This window comes from Burkholderia sp. WSM2230 (assembly GCF_000472445.1).
In the GTDB taxonomy this organism is placed as follows: Bacteria; Pseudomonadota; Gammaproteobacteria; order Burkholderiales; family Burkholderiaceae; genus Paraburkholderia.
In genome coordinates this window covers 177380-192786 of record NZ_AXAJ01000009.1, presented here as the reverse complement: position 1 = coordinate 192786, position 15407 = coordinate 177380, and the positions used below count along the sequence as shown (strand labels likewise).

General features: G+C 64.0%; 13 protein-coding genes. 4 read left to right on the top strand and 9 right to left on the bottom strand.

Annotated elements, in window-relative coordinates; genetic code table 11:
* Positions 1-25: 25 nt before the first annotated feature.
* From A3AC_RS0118950 to A3AC_RS0118935, 4 genes are all read right to left on the bottom strand, one after another.
* Positions 26-1618, bottom strand: coding sequence for a flavin-containing monooxygenase (locus tag A3AC_RS0118950; RefSeq protein WP_025600822.1), 1593 nt, complete (start codon positions 1616-1618; stop codon positions 26-28).
* Positions 1619-1771: 153 nt separating this feature from the next.
* Positions 1772-2662 (bottom strand): MerR family transcriptional regulator, encoded by an 891-nt coding sequence (locus A3AC_RS0118945; RefSeq protein ID WP_025600821.1) that lies wholly within the window; start codon positions 2660-2662, stop codon positions 1772-1774.
* A gap of 61 nt (positions 2663-2723) precedes the next feature.
* Positions 2724-3398: a GNAT family N-acetyltransferase gene (locus A3AC_RS29335; RefSeq protein WP_025600820.1), complete on the bottom strand. Its 675-nt coding sequence runs from the start codon at positions 3396-3398 to the stop codon at positions 2724-2726.
* A gap of 137 nt (positions 3399-3535) precedes the next feature.
* On the bottom strand, positions 3536-4423 hold the full coding sequence (locus A3AC_RS0118935) for a DMT family transporter (protein ID WP_025600819.1): 888 nt from the start codon (positions 4421-4423) through the stop codon (positions 3536-3538).
* A 116-nt stretch (positions 4424-4539) separates the two neighbouring features.
* Between A3AC_RS0118935 and A3AC_RS0118930 the strand changes: the two genes are divergently transcribed.
* Complete coding sequence (locus A3AC_RS0118930) at positions 4540-5976, top strand: aminotransferase-like domain-containing protein (protein WP_025600818.1); 1437 nt, start codon at positions 4540-4542, stop codon at positions 5974-5976.
* Positions 5977-6069: 93 nt separating this feature from the next.
* Here the strand turns inward: A3AC_RS0118930 and A3AC_RS0118925 are convergent, their stop codons facing one another.
* The 3 genes from A3AC_RS0118925 to A3AC_RS0118910 form a co-directional block, all read right to left on the bottom strand.
* Positions 6070-7140: a TAXI family TRAP transporter solute-binding subunit gene (locus A3AC_RS0118925; protein ID WP_025600817.1), complete on the bottom strand. Its 1071-nt coding sequence runs from the start codon at positions 7138-7140 to the stop codon at positions 6070-6072.
* A gap of 67 nt (positions 7141-7207) precedes the next feature.
* Positions 7208-8257 carry a hypothetical protein gene (locus A3AC_RS0118920; protein ID WP_025600816.1) on the bottom strand — a complete coding sequence of 350 codons (1050 nt, stop codon included), beginning with the start codon at positions 8255-8257 and terminating at the stop codon, positions 7208-7210.
* Between the two features lie 354 nt (positions 8258-8611).
* Positions 8612-10192: an MDR family MFS transporter gene (locus A3AC_RS0118910; RefSeq protein ID WP_025600815.1), complete on the bottom strand. Its 1581-nt coding sequence runs from the start codon at positions 10190-10192 to the stop codon at positions 8612-8614.
* Positions 10193-10266: 74 nt separating this feature from the next.
* Here A3AC_RS0118910 and A3AC_RS0118905 point away from each other — a divergent pair, with 74 nt between their 5' ends.
* Both A3AC_RS0118905 and A3AC_RS0118900 read left to right on the top strand, forming a co-directional pair.
* On the top strand, positions 10267-11070 hold the full coding sequence (locus A3AC_RS0118905) for a TetR/AcrR family transcriptional regulator (RefSeq protein WP_025600814.1): 804 nt from the start codon (positions 10267-10269) through the stop codon (positions 11068-11070).
* 358 nt (positions 11071-11428) lie between these two features.
* Positions 11429-11959, top strand: coding sequence for a response regulator (locus A3AC_RS0118900; protein ID WP_025600813.1), 531 nt, complete (start codon positions 11429-11431; stop codon positions 11957-11959).
* A gap of 206 nt (positions 11960-12165) precedes the next feature.
* Here the strand turns inward: A3AC_RS0118900 and A3AC_RS0118895 are convergent, their stop codons facing one another.
* Both A3AC_RS0118895 and A3AC_RS0118890 read right to left on the bottom strand, forming a co-directional pair.
* Positions 12166-12792, bottom strand: a complete 627-nt coding sequence (locus tag A3AC_RS0118895; protein ID WP_025600811.1) for a Fur family transcriptional regulator — start codon at positions 12790-12792, stop codon at positions 12166-12168.
* Between the two features lie 91 nt (positions 12793-12883).
* Positions 12884-13510, bottom strand: a complete 627-nt coding sequence (locus A3AC_RS0118890) for a glutathione S-transferase family protein (RefSeq protein WP_025600810.1) — start codon at positions 13508-13510, stop codon at positions 12884-12886.
* 143 nt (positions 13511-13653) lie between these two features.
* Between A3AC_RS0118890 and A3AC_RS0118885 the strand changes: the two genes are divergently transcribed.
* A complete protein-coding gene (locus A3AC_RS0118885; protein WP_025600808.1) occupies positions 13654-15348 on the top strand; it encodes an ATP-binding domain-containing protein in 1695 nt (564 codons plus the stop codon).
* Positions 15349-15407: the final 59 nt, after the last annotated feature.

Below are 15407 nucleotides of genomic sequence, written 5' to 3'. Positions count from 1 at the left end.
GAACTGCCTTGTCGTTATGCGTATCTCAGTTCGCTTCCGCCGACGCCGCTGCGTTGCCGTGCACGCGCGCGCCGTGTGGCGCGGCGGCATGCGCGTTCGCTGTCTGGGGCGCCGGGGAATAAGCGAAGTAATCGTCCATGCTGAACGTGCTTGTGGCCTGGCGGAATTTGTAGGCGAAGCCGGGCCACAGCGTAGTGTTCCTGCCGGTTCGCGGATCGAGATACCAGCTCTTGCAGCCGCCTGTCGACCAGATTGCGCGGCCAAGTCTTTGCTGGATCTGTTCGTTGTATGCGTGCTCCACGTGCGGGCGAACTTCGATTGCCTCGGCACGTTCGCTTTGCATCGTCTTCAGCGCGCGCAGAATGTATTCGACCTGTGACTCGATCATGAACACCATCGAGTTGTGTCCCAGGCCGGTATTCGGACCGACGATCATGAAAAAGTTCGGATACCCAGGCAATGTGGTGCCGAGGTACGCATGCGCGCCGTCGCGCCATGTATCGACAATATCGACGCCGCCGCGCCCACGAACCACGCCTCGCGGAAACGGATCCGCGACCTGGAACCCCGTGCCGAAGATCAGGCAGTCGACCGGATGACGCACACCATCGCTCGTGATGACCGCGTCTTCCTCGATGCGCTCGATTGCGCTCGTGGTCACATTCACATTCGCACGCGAGAGAGCGGGAAAGTAGTCGTTCGAGATCAGGATGCGCTTGCAGCCCATCGTGTAGTTCGGCGTAAGCGTTGCGCGCAGTTGCGGGTCGCGCACCTGGCGCCGCAGATGCCGCTCAGCCACTTTCTGCGCGGTCTTCATCAGCGAGGGATGAACGGCGAACCCTAGCGCACGCGATTCGAGCATGCAGTACAGCGCCGAACGCATGATCTTTTGTGTGAACGGCAGGTGTCGGAATAGCCACTGTTCGAAGGGGCGCACCGCGCGGTCGGCCTTCGGCATGATCCATGGCGGCGTGCGCTGGAATAGAGTCAGGTGCGCCACGCGCGGCGCGATTTGCGGCACGAACTGGATCGCACTTGCACCCGTGCCGATCACGGCCACGCGTTTCCCGTCGAGCGGATAAGCGTGGTCCCAGTGCTGCGAATGAAATGCCCGGCCCTTGAATGTGTCGATGCCGGGAATATCGGGCAGCGCCGCGCGCGAGAGGCCGCCCATCGCCGAGATCAGCACGCGCGCCGACCACTGCTGCCCGTTGGCGAAGCTCAGATGCCAGCGCTGGCGCACGTCGTCGTAGAAGGCGCTCGTCAGCTCGTGGCCGAAACGCAGATGACGCTCGACGCCAAAGCGCCGCGTGCAGTCCTCGAGGTACGCGCGAATTTCCGGTTGGCGCGCGAACATGCGCGTCCAGCGCGGATTCGGCGCGAAGGAAAACGAATAAACGTGCGATTGCACATCGCATGCACAACCGGGGTAGTGGTTGTCGCGCCATGTGCCGCCGACAGCATCGGCTTTTTCGGCAATGACGAAATCGGTCAAGCCGGCTTGCCGCAAGCGAATCGCCATGCCGAGACCCGCAAAGCCGGTTCCGATAATGGCGATATCAGTCTCGATAAGAGACGCGCGGTTCACCGCGGCGTCGTTGGGCATGCGTGCGTTCATCCGGCCGTCTCCGTTTTTACGCTCTTAACTGTTACATTGGTTGATGTAACGATAGGGGCTCAAAACGGGCCACGCAAGCGGCTGTCTAGACGCCTGACTCTAGGACAGAGCCGCGCTGGGTTTTTTCGTTAAATGGTCTGGAGCCGCGCGAACTTACTGCTTCGAGGGCTTTTTCCTGCCGGCGGCGCGCGGCGATGCTGGATTCCCGGCGGATTCGCCGAGCTTTTTGGCCATGATTGCAGCGACGCGATCGCCCAGGTAATCGCCGGACGCTTCCTCCAGCGCGCGATTCATTTCGCTTTCCACCAGCACCATCGCGAGCGGGCGAACGCGCCAGATGGCGTCGACGAGGGCGGGCACGTCGGCGGGCGGCGGGAGCGCGTCGGGATCGTAGCGGTCCAGCTGACGAACCACCAGATCCACGAGCGCCTTCGCGACCGCGCTGAAATGCGGCCGCGCGGCGCCCACGGCATCGAGCAGATCGGCAAGTGGAATGCCTTCCTTCGCAAGCGTCGCGCCCGCGGCGAGAGCCGTGGGGCTGCCCGATACGAACGACAGGCCGTCGCGCTCGAGCAGGCCGAGATCGACGGCTTTGGCGAGTGCGGCCGGCGAGGCCTTGTCGCCGAACATCTGCAGCAGCTCGATCAGCGAATATTTCCTGGGATGCTCGCGCGACCAGCGTCCGCCGATCGCCGTTTCGAGGCCGAGAATCGAGCGAAGATCGTGCCCTTCGTCGACAGCCTTGATCAGATCCTGAATGTTCGCGAGCGTGTAGCCGCGGGCCAGCAGATGATTGATCAGCTTCAGACGCGACACGTGCGTGTCGTCGTACACGCCGACACGGCCGCGCTTTTCAGGTGGCGCGAGAAGGCCGCGGTCCTGATACGCGCGCACGTTGCGCACGGTGGTGTCGCTCACGCGCGCGAGTTCGTCGACGGTGTATTCGTTGCGCGGCGCGGCGTCCGCGGGTATGCCGGCGGCTAGATCGGTTGGCATGCTCGAGGTGTCGGGCGCAGGCGGGGTGCGGGGCGGCGTGTTGGGCATGTCGGCGATTTTACCGCGCTGCCTCCACGGCGGACCAGCACGGCGCCGTTCATGCGCGACGCTATGAGTCCTGCGACGGCGGTGTCGAAGAACCCGTACCCAAGGTTCTTTGCATGAGTGTGGTGTCGAGCCAGCGGCCATGTTTGAAACCGACTGCCTTCAAGGTGCCGGTCAGTTCGAAGCCTGACTGTTTATGCAGCGACAGCGACCCGCCGCTGCCGCCGTCCGCGATGACGGCGACCATCTGGCGCCAGGGCCCGGCTTCGCATCGTTCGATCAGCGCTTGCAGCAGCACGCGGCCCAAGCCTCGTCCGCGATAGGCGTCGCTTACGTAGATCGAGTCTTCAACGGTGTGGCGATACGCGGCGCGTGGGCGATAAGGCGTCGCGTAGCAATAGCCGGCGACCTCGCCGTCGATCTCGGCGACCATGTACGGCAGGCCATGACTGCGCACCGACGCGAGCCGGGCGCGCAGATCGTCGACGGAAGGCGGGACTTCCTCGAACGACGCGACGCCGGTCAGCACGTGGTGCGCGTAAATGGCCTGGATGGCGGGCAGGTCGGCTTCGGTGGCGTCGCGGATCAGGGCGGGGGCGGGCGAGGCGGCTTGCTCGACGGCTGACGGTGCGGTTTCCGGAGCAGCTAGCGGGGCGGCTTGCGCGGCGGCTGCCGGCGAAGCGCCGCTGGCATGCATGTCGATGTCCGGGCCGGCGGACGCAGGGCGGGTTGTGCTCATAACGTAGTCCAAAAGCGGCCTCTCAGCCGTGGTATCGGTTCTTCCGACGATACCTTTTGACTATGCCCGCAGCGCGCGCGAATTTGAAGCCGGTCAATAATGGTTGTCGCGCAATAGTCGCGCAATCGTCGCGCGGGTCAGCCAGCAGGCCGTGCGGGCGCCGCCTTTGAGAAGCGCCGCGCGCCGGCCACGCAGGCCACTACCGCGACAGTGACCGCGATCATCGAAGGCGGCACCTGTTCATGCAGCAGCAGGCCCGCGAGCAGCAGTCCAAAAAACGGCTGCAGCAATTGCAACTGGCCGACGCCAGCGATCCCGCCGAGCGCGAGCCCGCGATACCAGAACACGAAGCCGATCAGCATGCTGAACAGCGACACGTAAGCGAGCCCCCACAGCGCCGCATGGCTGATGCCCTCGAACGACGCAGGCCGGGTCCACCACGCCAGCGGAAGCATGAGGGGAAGCGACAGCACCAGCGCCCACGAAATGACCTGCCAGCCGCCGAGATGCCGCGAAAGCCGTGCGCCTTCCGCATAACCGAGTCCGCACGCGACGATCGCGGCAAGCATCAGCGCGTCGCCTACCGGGGACGCGGCGATGCCGTGCCGCATCGCGAAGGCGACCACTGCGCCGCTGCCGAGCGCCGAGAACAACCAGAACGCCGCTTGCGGGCGCTCGCCGCCGCGCAGCACGCCGAAGATAGCGGTGGCAAGCGGCAGCAGGCCGACGAAGACAATCGCGTGCGCCGAGCTGACGTGGCGCAGCGCAAGCGCGGTCAGCAGCGGGAAGCCCACCACCACGCCGAGCGCGACCACCACGAGGGGAACGACGTCGCGACGCGCGGGACGCGCCTCGCGGAACACGAGCAGCAGCGCAAGCCCCAGCGTGCCCGCGATGGTCGCGCGCGCGACCGTGAGGAACACTGGATCCAGCCCTTGCACTGCAATGCGGGTAGCCGGCAGCGAGCCGCTGAAAATGAACACCCCTATGAGGCCGCTCAGCCAGCCGTTTGTCGTCTTGTCCATCGGGAAACGTCCGTGCGCATTGAAATGAAGCCTATAGCATCCGCTTGCCGCGCGGAAAGGTTAAGCTACGCATCAGTACAATTCATGCAAACTGTACCGACGAAGGAGCAGTACAGATGGGCGAAAGTGGTCAAGACCAGCCGGTTGACAAGTCACAGGGCACGCGAGTCGGCATCGTCATGGACAATCTGCGCGAACGCATTGCCAGCCGCTCGCTGATGCCCGGTGCGCGCGTGCCGTCCATCCGCGTGATGACGGAGGCGCTCCGCGTGTCGAAGTCGACGGTGGTCGAGGCCTACGACCGGCTCGTTGCCGAAGGGGTGATTGTCGCGCGGCGCGGCTCGGGATTTTTCGTGTCGGGTCATGCACCGCCGCTCGCGCTTGCCGATCTCGGGCCGCGTCTCGATCGCGAGGTCGATCCGCTGTGGCTCACGCGCCAGTCGTTGCAGTCGAGCCTGAAGGTGCTCAAGCCGGGTTGCGGCTGGATGCCGGCGTCATGGCTGCCAGAGGACGGCGTGCGCCGCGCGCTGCGAGCGGTAGCGCGCGATCCGCAGTCGCCACTTGCCGATTACGCGAATCCGTACGGCTTGCCCGCGCTGCGCCAGCAGCTCGCGTGGCGGCTCGCGCAACACGGCGTGGAGGCGCCGCCCGAGCAGATCGTGCTGACCGACGGCGGAACTCACGCGCTCGACCTCGTGTGCCGTTTCCTGCTCGAACCGGGCGACACGGTGTTGATCGACGACCCATGCTATTTCAACTTTCAGGCGCTGCTGCGGGCGCATCGGGCGCGCATCGTCGGGGTGCCTTACACGCCGTCCGGTCCGGATCTCGCAGCCTTCGAGCGGGCGCTGATCGCGCACCGTCCACGGCTTTATGTGACCAATTCCGCGATTCATAACCCGACCGGCGCGACGCTCGCGCCGGCTGTCGCGCATCGGCTGCTGAAGCTTGCAGGCGAACACAATCTGATTGTGGTGGAGGACGATATCTTCGCCGACTTCGAAGACGAAGCCGCCCCGCGTCTCGCGGCGTTCGACGGGCTTACGCGCGTGGTGTCGATCGGCAGCTTTTCGAAAACGCTTTCCGCGGCGGCGCGTTGCGGCTATATCGCCGCGCGCGCCGAGTGGATCGAGCCGCTGACCGACCTGAAACTCGCGACGTCGTTCGGCAACGGACAGCTGACGGCCAGTGTCGTGCATCGCTTGCTGGTGGACGGCACTTACCGGCGCCATCTGGAGTCGATGCGCGCGAAGCTCGCGGATGCAATGGGCGAGACCATGCGGCGCCTCGCCTACGCCGGCCTTGACGTATGGACCCGGCCGCGCGCCGGCATGTTCGTGTGGGCGCGTCTACCGGATTCGCTGGATGCCGCCGACATCGCGCGCCACGCGTTGGCCGCAAATGTCGTGTTCGCGCCGGGCAACGTGTTCAGCGTGTCGCAGTCGGCAACGGGTTACTTGCGCTTTAACGTGTCGCAATGCAATCGGCCGAAAGTGTATGAGACCTTGCAGCGGGCGATGGAAAGCGCTGCCGTACGCAGCGAGCGCGTGTAACAGCGCCTGTCTTGCCCTGGTCCGCGATCGCCCGCGCGTGATGCGTGCTCTCTGCGCCTCCGCGCACGCGTTCACCAGTCCACCTGCCCAACCTCATTTGCACAGCAAAAGCAGCCGTTCCTGATTAGAGCAGCTGCTGCGTGCCTTTTGCGCGACCTGCGCCGCCGCGTTGACGTTCGCGCTCCTGTTCGCGAGACACGCGCGTAAATGCTTCTCCACCGGCGGATAATATTTCCAGCCGCGCACCAGCGTAGGCAGTTCGAGCTTCACCTGTTTCCACTTCGGGTGCCCATGTTCCTGCAGATTGTCGAAGTTCGCGCAAAGGGAGTCGGCGAAGTGATTCAGATTGCCGACGGTATCGCGCAGACCGTAGTCGTAAGTGACGAGGAAGGCTTTGACCGTCAGGGTGGGGACATCTTCTTTCAGCCAGTTTGGATAGCTGGTCGCGCGGATCGTGGCCGGGAAATAGGTCTGTTTTGCGCGGGCCGTTTCGGGCGCGGCGGAATCGGCTCTTAGCAGACGGATCTGTTGCAACAGCTCCGGGTTCATGTCGTTGAACAGTTTTGCCGGCTGTCCTACGACGATGATCGCGACATCCACTTTCTTGACGATCAGCGCGGCGAGCGCGTCCTCGTTGCTTAGATGCTGGACGTTCTGCTCCGGAATCGGCTGGCCGAACATCAGGCGATAAAGCGTGGTCGCCGACTGCGCGGTACCGCTGCCGAGCAGGCCGACGCTGATCGTTTTGTCCTTGATGTCGCCCAAAGTCTTTAGCGGCGAGTCTGCGCGCACCACGACGTTTATCTCCTCGTCATAGAGCGGCATGATGAGGCGCAGTGGACGAATCGCCGTACCGGCGTCGGGATTGCCGGAGTTGGCCATGTCGATATACGCCTGATAGACGTCCGACTGCACGAGAGCGAGCTTTACGCCGGGCTCATATCTCATGCGCTGCACATTCTCGGCCGAGCCCTTGGATGCGACCACGGACAGATCGATGCCCGCTGGCTGCGCCACCCATTTGGACAGGTCCTGGCCGATCTGGATGTAGGTGCCTCGTTCCGGGCCGGTTACTATCTTGTAGTGCGCGGGTTCGGCGCTGCTCAGCGAAGACGCGAGGAGCAGCATCGCTCCAAGCCATCCCATCAGAAGTTTGTTCAGCATGGTTCGCACCTGTTTGGTCAGGGTAGAACAACAACCCGGTCCGTTTCAATTTAATTCGGTATCCAGATCATTGTTTGGCGACTTGGCCGGCGATCTTTGCGCTGGTCGTTGTTTGAGCGCTAAGCGGCGCCCAGCCGGTCTCGCGAATCACGCGCTCAAGAATCGTTTTCGCCGGATCACTGCCGGTGTCGAGCGCGAGCGCCTCATTCGCATGCTCGCGAGCGCACGGCCACGATTGCTGATCGGTGCACAGTTGCGCAGCGAGCAACGCGGCGTCGCGGCGCGCGGTCAAGGGCTTGAGCCTGGCGGCGAGGGCCTGGGCCTCGTCGTTGTCCGGCTGCAGCACTTGCACGGCGGACAGAGCGGCTTGCGCCGCGCTGAGATCGTTGACGGCGAATGCCGTCCGGGCCGCCTGCACGGCTTGCGCGGCATCGTGGAATTGCGGCGCGGCGGGTTGGGCTGCGGCTACCACTATCGGCACAGTCGCCGGTACTGCCTGCGGGGTGTTTCGCACGCTGCCGGCGCCGATGGACTTGCCAGGGACAACTGCGAGACGCGACTCGGCCGCCTGCTCGGGCGAGTATCGTGCGATGGCGCCCGTCGCCGTTCTCGCATTCTGCGCTGTTTCGGCGGCTTGCTCACCGCTGCTGTAATGCAGATCGCGGCTCTCGCTCAATAGCGCATAGCCGACATAGGCCAGGCCCGCGGCGACAACCGCGGCGCTCGCAAGCAGCACGTGACGCAGGTGCAGACTCGTGCGATGCGCGAGTTCGCCTCTGTCTGTGTCGATGACAGGCATCAACGAGGTGTCGGGCGCGACTAGTGGCGAAGGCGACGTGTGAAGCGCTGCGGCGGGAGCGAGATTCAACCCCGCATGCAGCGCGCCGCCAGGGAAGTCCGGCTCGGCGAACGCCGACGCCGTGAAGCTGTCGTGCAACGTCGACATCTTGAGCGTGCTTGTCCGGCTCTCGTGCAACGCACTGCGCGCGGGCGCCTCGTCGTCGAGTGGATGAACAGCGCCGCAATACGGGCAATGTTCGAGCTGCCGGTACAGCGCGCCGCCACATCGTTTGCAGGGTGTCGGAAACTGATGGCCAGCTAAGGTCTGAGTGGACATGCTGTGGCTCCACCTGTGGAAAACAATGCCGTTACGGCATGCTCCCGATCGCGTTTGAGGCGGTGTGGTCGTCCGCGGAAACTGCGATCTACATGCGCCAGAGAGTCCGGGCAGGCAAGCGACGCTTGCGTGCCGTCGTTTTCAATATGTGGCGTTTCGAGACGCGCGTCAATGGACGATCGACCCTATGTTATGTGCGCTACCGCACATTACCAGGTAGGACGAATGATCGTGCATGTCAGGAAGACGAACGCGCGCCGCTTTTTTTATGCTATGGCGCGCCGCTCGAGGATGAATGCCGGGCGCATGCAGTCGATGTCTGCGTAGGCGCCCGAGCAACGAAGTGCAACGCGATCAGTGTTTACGTAGAGGATGATCCTTGAGGAACCACGCGAGGGCGAACGCGATCAGCACGACGCAAGCCGCAGACAGATACACCGTATGCAGCGCACCCGCGAAAGCCTCCAGATAGTCGGCCCGCAGCGCGTCGGGCAACTCGCGGATCGCCGCAGGCCCGAGCGCGTGCGGCAATTCGGTGCCGGCTGGAATCAGCTTCTCGAGCCGCGCGGCGAGGCCATTCGAGAACACGGCGCCGAACGCGGCCACGCCAACCGAACCGCCGATCGAGCGGAACAGCGTGGCGCCCGAGGTGGCCACACCGACATGCCTGAAATCCACGGTGTTTTGCACGGCGAGTATCAGCACCTGCATTACCATGCCGAGGCCGCAACCGAGAATGCCCATGTAGAGATACATCACATGAGTCGGCGTATCGAGCTGCAAGCGCGCCAGCAGCAACATCGCAACCGCCACGAGCAGAGTGCCGGCAATCGGGAACATGCGATAACGGCCAAGCTTGCCGATTGCGCGGCCAGTCACCATCGACATGACGAAGAGGCCGCCCATCATCGGGAGCATCTGCATGCCGGCTTGTGTCGGCGTCGCGCCCTTTACCACCTGAAGATAAAGCGGCAGAAAGGTGACGGCGCCGAACATCGACACGCCGACGATAAAGCCGATCAGACTACTCAACACAAACGTGCGTTGCCTGAAGAGTTCGAGCGGCATGAGCGGCTCAACGGCGCTGCGCTCTTCATGGATAAAACCCCAGATCGCAACGAGCCCCATGCCCAGCGTGAGCCACAGTTGCGGCGACGCCCACGGCAGGATCGTGCCGCCCTCGCTCGTGAACAGGATGATGCAGGTGAGCGCGCCCGCCAGAAACGCGGCGCCCATATAGTCGATGGTGTGCTTCACGTGACGCACATGCGGCTTGAACACCGCGCCGATCACGGCGAGCGCAACGATTCCAAGCGGCAGGTTGATGTAGAAGATCCAGCGCCACGTGAGGTGCTCGACGAGAAAACCGCCGAGCAGCGGGCCGATCACCGTGGCCAGACCGAACACGCCGCCGAACACGCCCTGATAGCGGCCACGCTCGGCAGGCGGAATAACATCTGCGATTGCGGCCATTGTCACAACAAGCAGGCCGCCGCCGCCGAGTCCTTGCAAGGCACGCAACACGATCAGCTGCGTCATGTCCTGCGCGATGCCGCATAACGCGGAGCCTACGAGAAAGAGTCCGATCGCCGCTTGCAGCACGATCTTGCGTCCGAACAGATCGCCGAGCTTGCCGTAGAGCGGCACGACAATGGTCGAGCTGAGCAGGTAAGCGGTCACGACCCAGGACAGATTGTTGAGGCCGCCCAGTTCGCCGACGATGGTCGGCAACGCCGTCGACACAATGGTCTGGTCGAGCGCGGCAAGCAGCATGACGAGCAGCAGCGCGGGAAACAACAGGCGAATCGGCGGATGGCCGGCGGGCGCCTCCGGCTGATGGTGCACATGCGCGCTTTGCTCCGCGCCTTGCTCCGCGGTGGCGGGAGGATCGCCGTTGAGCAGGCGCTGAGGTTGCGTGAGGGTCGACTGTTGCATGGCGGCCGTGTGTTGAAATTAATTAACTCGGAGATTAATATATGCGACATCTGGTCGCACGTCAAATGAGAGCAATGGCAAAGATCCCGTCGGTGGGTAAGAAGCAGAGCGGTGTGAAAGCGTCGGCCGGCAAGGCGGCTGCGGCCAAAGCACGCAAGAGCGTGAAGCGCGGCGCGAGTCTCGCGGCTGAAGTCGCAGCGCCCGCAGCCACAGGCGCCGAGCCACACGAGGGCACGGTAAGGCGGCCAGGCCGCCCTTCGGGTGCGGCGCGGGGAGCGGAGCAGCGCAGCCGTCTGCTTGACGCGGCGCTCGAACTGTTCGCCCGTCAGGGAATCGTCGATACGACGCTCGGCGAGATTGCCCGCGAGGCCGGTTTCACGCCGGCCATGATGCATTACTACTTCAAGACGCGCGATCAGTTGCTCGACGTGCTGATCGACGAACGCATCGGCCCGTTGCGCGCCAGTCTCGGCGTGCCCTTGCACGAGCATGCGGACGATCCGGTCGCGGCCATCACGCAACTGGCGCAGCGGATGGTGCGGGCCGCGGTGGCGCATCCATGGTTTCCGTCGTTATGGGTGCGCGAAGTCATCAGCGACAGCGGGCTCCTGCGTCAGCGCATGCACGAACGTTTCGGCGACTCGAATCAGAAGATGTCGCTTGCCGCCATCGAACGGTGGCAGAAAGAAGGCTATCTGAATGCGGCGCTCGAGCCGTCGCTGATGTTCGTCACGCTGCTTGGCCTGACGGTCTTGCCTCTCGCTACGTCGAAGCTATGGCGCGGCGATCCCAAACGCCGTCAGCCAGGCGAGGAAGAAATCGCCCGTCACGCGGTTGCGCTGCTCACGCAAGGAATTGGTCCGAAGAAAGCTCCATAAAACCGGTCAAAGCCGTTAGCGGTCAATCGGCTCTCATCTTCATGGCATCCCGATGCGCGGCACATAACGTGCTACCCATGGCATGAATGCGAACGCCGCGCGACGGGGCTGCGCGGTGTCCCAGAAAAATCTGTGCAGGAAAGACGCAAAGAAGCTGCGGCGGCGCGCGATGTGCAATGCATCGCACGAGTGGCCGCGGCGAACCGGGTGCCGGCGCCGGTTGCCGTGAACAGGGCCACCGTGAGCCGTTTTTTCATTGGCGTGCAATTTTGGCGCGTTATGGTGCGCGCGTGGCAGGGGGCTTTGTTTACAATCGTCCGCTCTCCTGCAACTCGGCACATGAAATCGAGTCGGAACCATGAACAGCAACATCGCGGCCGCGCAAACCGGCGGCAAACAGAATCAACAGCATAAGCAGCAGAGTGACACCCTGGCCAAGCCTGACGGCCTAACCGGATTTTTAGAGCAACAACAGAAGATGAACGGAGCATTGAGACTCGATCAGGCCACGATCGTGCTCGTAGAAGACGACCCGGACAGCCGGGAATCGCTGACCTTGTTGCTCGAAGCGGAAGGCGCAAACGTCGTTGCGGTGGCGGATGCGGAGGAGGGTGTCGAAGCGGCGGTCCGGCTGCTGCCCGATGCGGTGGTATGCGACCTCGAACTGCCCGCCATGGACGGCTTCTACCTGATCCAGCGTCTGCGTGATCACGAGATTCGCGGCGATCACACGCCTTCGGTGGCCGTAGCGCTGACGGGCCATACCGACGACGCTTACCGTCTGCGAAGTATCGGCGAGGGGTTCCAGCATTTCATGACGAAACCGGCCTTGCCCGAGGATCTGGTGACCTTGTTGCACGACGCCATTGGCGCACGCGCGGCGCGTTGAGTGTAGCCCGAGGGCCTTGCGCACGTTTGCGGCGCGTTCTGTACGGCCCGCAGCGCAGTGAACGCAGTACCGAGGCGCCTTGAGCCCAGCCCGCGGCACAGTGAACGCAGCAACCGGCGCCTTGAGCCCAGCCCATCACCTGGCGCCGCTGCGCTATGCCGCGTGACCCAGGCAAAGCTTTGCGCCGCGGCGACAGTCGGCCACGCTTATTTCACGGCGCCGGGCGCCGTCGCTCCCGCCTTTGCTGCGGCCAACGCGGCGGCTTCTGCCGCCTGACACGCGGAACACAATCCCTTCAATTCGATTTCGTCGCTGGCGACGCGGTAGCCGGCGTCTTCGATCTGGGCGATAAGCGCCTGGCGCAGTTTCGGCTGATGCAGTTCAGTCACGTTGCCGCACTGCTGGCAGACCACGAGGATGCCGTGCTGGCATTGCGTGAGGTCGTGGCAGACCGTGAACGCGTTGATCGACTCTATCCGATGCACCAGTCCCGCGGACAGCAAAAAGTCCAGCGCGCGATACACCGTGGGCGGCGCGGAGCCGGGGTGAATCTGGCGCATTTCGTCGAGCAGCGAATACGCTTTGGTTGCGCGCCCCGAGTTCAGCAGCAGCTCCAGGACTTTGCGGCGGATCGGCGTGAGTTTTTCGCCGCGTTCGCGGCAGTATTCTTCCGCGAGAGCGAGCGCGGCTTCGGCCGACTCGCCATGCCTGTGCCCCGGCGCGTGTGCTTGGGCATGCGCGTGCGCATGCGCCTGGGCGACAGCGGCGGCCTGATCCGTTTTCGCGGGAATGGTCGAGCGTGTGGCGTTCGCGGTGGGCTTGGCGTTCTTCATGGAGCGATTATAAAGGCCAATGCCCTGTTGCTGCCCGCGGCTCGCTGCGCAGTGTGCAGCGGCGTTGTCGCTGACACAGGACCGCTCAAAATCACGTCAACGGAAAGTCGACGTATTTCTTGAACCCCGAACGCGTGGCGATGCGCGAATACCAACGCTCGAGACTCGGCAGCGGCGGACGCTCGATGCCGTCCAGACCGAACCAGCGTTTCGCATACGCGCCGATTACGATATCGGCCAGCGTGAACTTGTCGCTTTCCAGAAAGAAGCGGCCTTGCAAATGCGTGTCGAGCAGGCGCCACAGCGCAGTCACGTTGTGGACGTCTTCGGCCAGCTTCGCCGCGTCGCGCTGTTCAGGCGGCGTGCGCACGAGCGTCCAGAATACGGGCCGTTCCGCCGGCTGCAGCGTGGAGAGTGACCAGTCCAGCCAACGGTCGATGCTCGCGCGCAGTCTCGGTTCGGCGGGATACAGCGGGCTCGCCGCGCCATATTGCAGCGCCAGATACCGCAAGATCGAATTCGATTCCCACAGCACGAAGCCGTCGTCGACCAGCGTGGGAATCTTGCCGGTCGGGTTCATCGAAAGATAGGCGGGTTCGTTGTTGCGCCCGAATTGCAGGCCCGCGTCGATGCGCTCATACGGCAGCACCAGTTCATCGCAGCACCACAAAACTTTTTGCACGTTGACTGAGTTCGTGCGTCCCCAGATCGTAATCATCCAGTCAATCCCTTTTATCGACAATTGGCAAGCCGCGCCTCGCGCGGCGTTCAACCAGTAACGATACACGATCCCGTGCGTTTGCATCCCCGCACGCCATGCGTTGCGTACAATGAGCGCACCGAATCACGACGAGGCACCGCATGGCCCGCATTGTCCCCGACGACTGGAAGAGCCTCGCAGCCACCGGCGCGGCGGCGCGCGAACGCGAGACCCTGGCGCTGCTCGAAAAGGCGCTGCCCGAGAACTACACCGTCTATCACGGTGTGCACTGGACGCGGCTGAACCAGAACTTCTCCGTGTTCGGCGAGGCCGACTTCGTGATCGTCAGTCCAGCCGGACGCGTGATGATCGTCGAACAGAAAACGGGTTTTCTGCGCGAAACGCCGAAGGGGCTCGTGAAGGTCTATCTGCAAACCGAACGCAACGTGGCGATTGCGCTCGCGCACACCATTGAAGGTTTGCACCGGCGCTTTACCGCGGCGTTCGGCGCGGGCACGTATTTCATCGAAGAGCTTCTGTACTGCCCCGACCACATCGTGAAAGACGCCGCGATTGCCGGCGTGAACCCCGCGCGCATCGTCGACGCGACCCGGCGTGACCGGCTGGCCGCCGTGATTCGCGAAGCGTTGCGGGCCGACGAGCCGCGCCTGCCGTGCGCGTCGAAAATCCATCACTTTCTTGCCGATGAACTCGCGCTCACGCCCGATGCCAGCGCGCTCGTCGGCCAGGCGGGCACGCTCGTCACGCGGCTCGCGGGCGGCCTTGCAACGTGGGCGCGGCGGCTCGAGTTTTCGCCGTTCCGCCTGCGTGTGATCGGCACGGCCGGTTCCGGTAAGACGCAACTCGCCGTGCAGGTGATGAAAGACGCGGCCGCGCGCGGCCAGCGTCCGTTGTATGTGTGTTTCAACCGGCCGCTGGCCGATCACATCGCGCGCGTCGCGCCGCCCGAGGCGAAGGTCGCGAACTACCATCAACTGTGCGACTGGATTGCGCGCGACGCGGGCCGTCAGCCCGATTTCGAATCGGGCCAGGTGTTCGATCAGCTCGAGGCGATGTTCGCCGAAGCGCCCATCGACGCGCGCTGGCAATTCGACGTGCTGATCGTCGACGAAGGGCAGGACTTTCAGGAACCGTGGGTCGCCGCGCTCGAGCGCCTGCTGCGCCCCGGCGCCGCGTGGTGGTGGCTCGAAGATCCGCTGCAGAATCTGTATATGCGCGAGCCGGTCGCGCTGCCCGGCTGGACCACGCTCAAGGAAACCACCAACTACCGCAGCCCGCGCGACATTCTCGATTACGTGCGGGAGGTGGTCGGCACTTCGGTGCCGAGCGCGGCAGCGCTGGCCTCGGGCAGTCCGTTCGACGGCTCGGACATTTCCGTTTCCGTCTACGACGAAGCGAACGCCGCCGAGGCCGCCACAGAAGCCACCAAGCGCGCCATCACGCAGGCGCTGTCGCTCGGATTTCGGAAGCAGGACATCGCGGTGCTGTCGTTTCGCGGACGCGAGGGCTCCGTGATGACCGCGCAGGATCATCTCGGCCCGCACCGGCTGCGTAGCTTCACCGGCAAATACGATTTGTTTGGCAATCCGGAATATCGTGAGGGCGACGTACTGTTCGAGTCCATCTACCGTTTCAAGGGGCAGGCGGCACCGTGCGTGATTCTCACCGAAGTTGATTTCGATGCATTCGACGAACGTATCGCGCGCAAGCTGTTTGTCGGCGCGACGCGCGCGACGATGAAGCTGATCATCGTGGCCTCGCAGCGTGCTGCGCGTCATCTGCATCTGCGCGACGCGAAGGAGCGCAAGGAAACCGCGGAGGCGCGCGAAGCCTGATGCGCGTGCATGACCACGCGCTCCTGCCCAGCCGCTCAGACTCACGCGCTCCTGCCCAG

Bases quoted from the DNA above. Each gene is read 5' to 3' on its own strand.
- A3AC_RS29335 (WP_025600820.1), bottom strand. From the start codon at position 3,398: ATGAGCACAACCCGCCCTGCGTCCGCCGGCCCGGACATCGACATGCAT.
- A3AC_RS0118905 (WP_025600814.1), top strand. From the start codon at position 10,267: ATGGCAAAGATCCCGTCGGTGGGTAAGAAGCAGAGCGGTGTGAAAGCG.
- A3AC_RS0118920 (WP_025600816.1), bottom strand. From the start codon at position 8,257: ATGTCCACTCAGACCTTAGCTGGCCATCAGTTTCCGACACCCTGCAAA.
- A3AC_RS0118950 (WP_025600822.1), bottom strand. From the start codon at position 1,618: ATGAACGCACGCATGCCCAACGACGCCGCGGTGAACCGCGCGTCTCTT.
- A3AC_RS0118930 (WP_025600818.1), top strand. From the start codon at position 4,540: ATGGGCGAAAGTGGTCAAGACCAGCCGGTTGACAAGTCACAGGGCACG.
- A3AC_RS0118910 (WP_025600815.1), bottom strand. From the start codon at position 10,192: ATGCAACAGTCGACCCTCACGCAACCTCAGCGCCTGCTCAACGGCGAT.
- A3AC_RS0118895 (WP_025600811.1), bottom strand. From the start codon at position 12,792: ATGAAGAACGCCAAGCCCACCGCGAACGCCACACGCTCGACCATTCCC.
- A3AC_RS0118890 (WP_025600810.1), bottom strand. From the start codon at position 13,510: ATGATTACGATCTGGGGACGCACGAACTCAGTCAACGTGCAAAAAGTT.
- A3AC_RS0118935 (WP_025600819.1), bottom strand. From the start codon at position 4,423: ATGGACAAGACGACAAACGGCTGGCTGAGCGGCCTCATAGGGGTGTTC.
- A3AC_RS0118925 (WP_025600817.1), bottom strand. From the start codon at position 7,140: ATGCTGAACAAACTTCTGATGGGATGGCTTGGAGCGATGCTGCTCCTC.
- A3AC_RS0118945 (WP_025600821.1), bottom strand. From the start codon at position 2,662: ATGCCCAACACGCCGCCCCGCACCCCGCCTGCGCCCGACACCTCGAGC.
- A3AC_RS0118900 (WP_025600813.1), top strand. From the start codon at position 11,429: ATGAACAGCAACATCGCGGCCGCGCAAACCGGCGGCAAACAGAATCAA.
- A3AC_RS0118885 (WP_025600808.1), top strand. From the start codon at position 13,654: ATGGCCCGCATTGTCCCCGACGACTGGAAGAGCCTCGCAGCCACCGGC.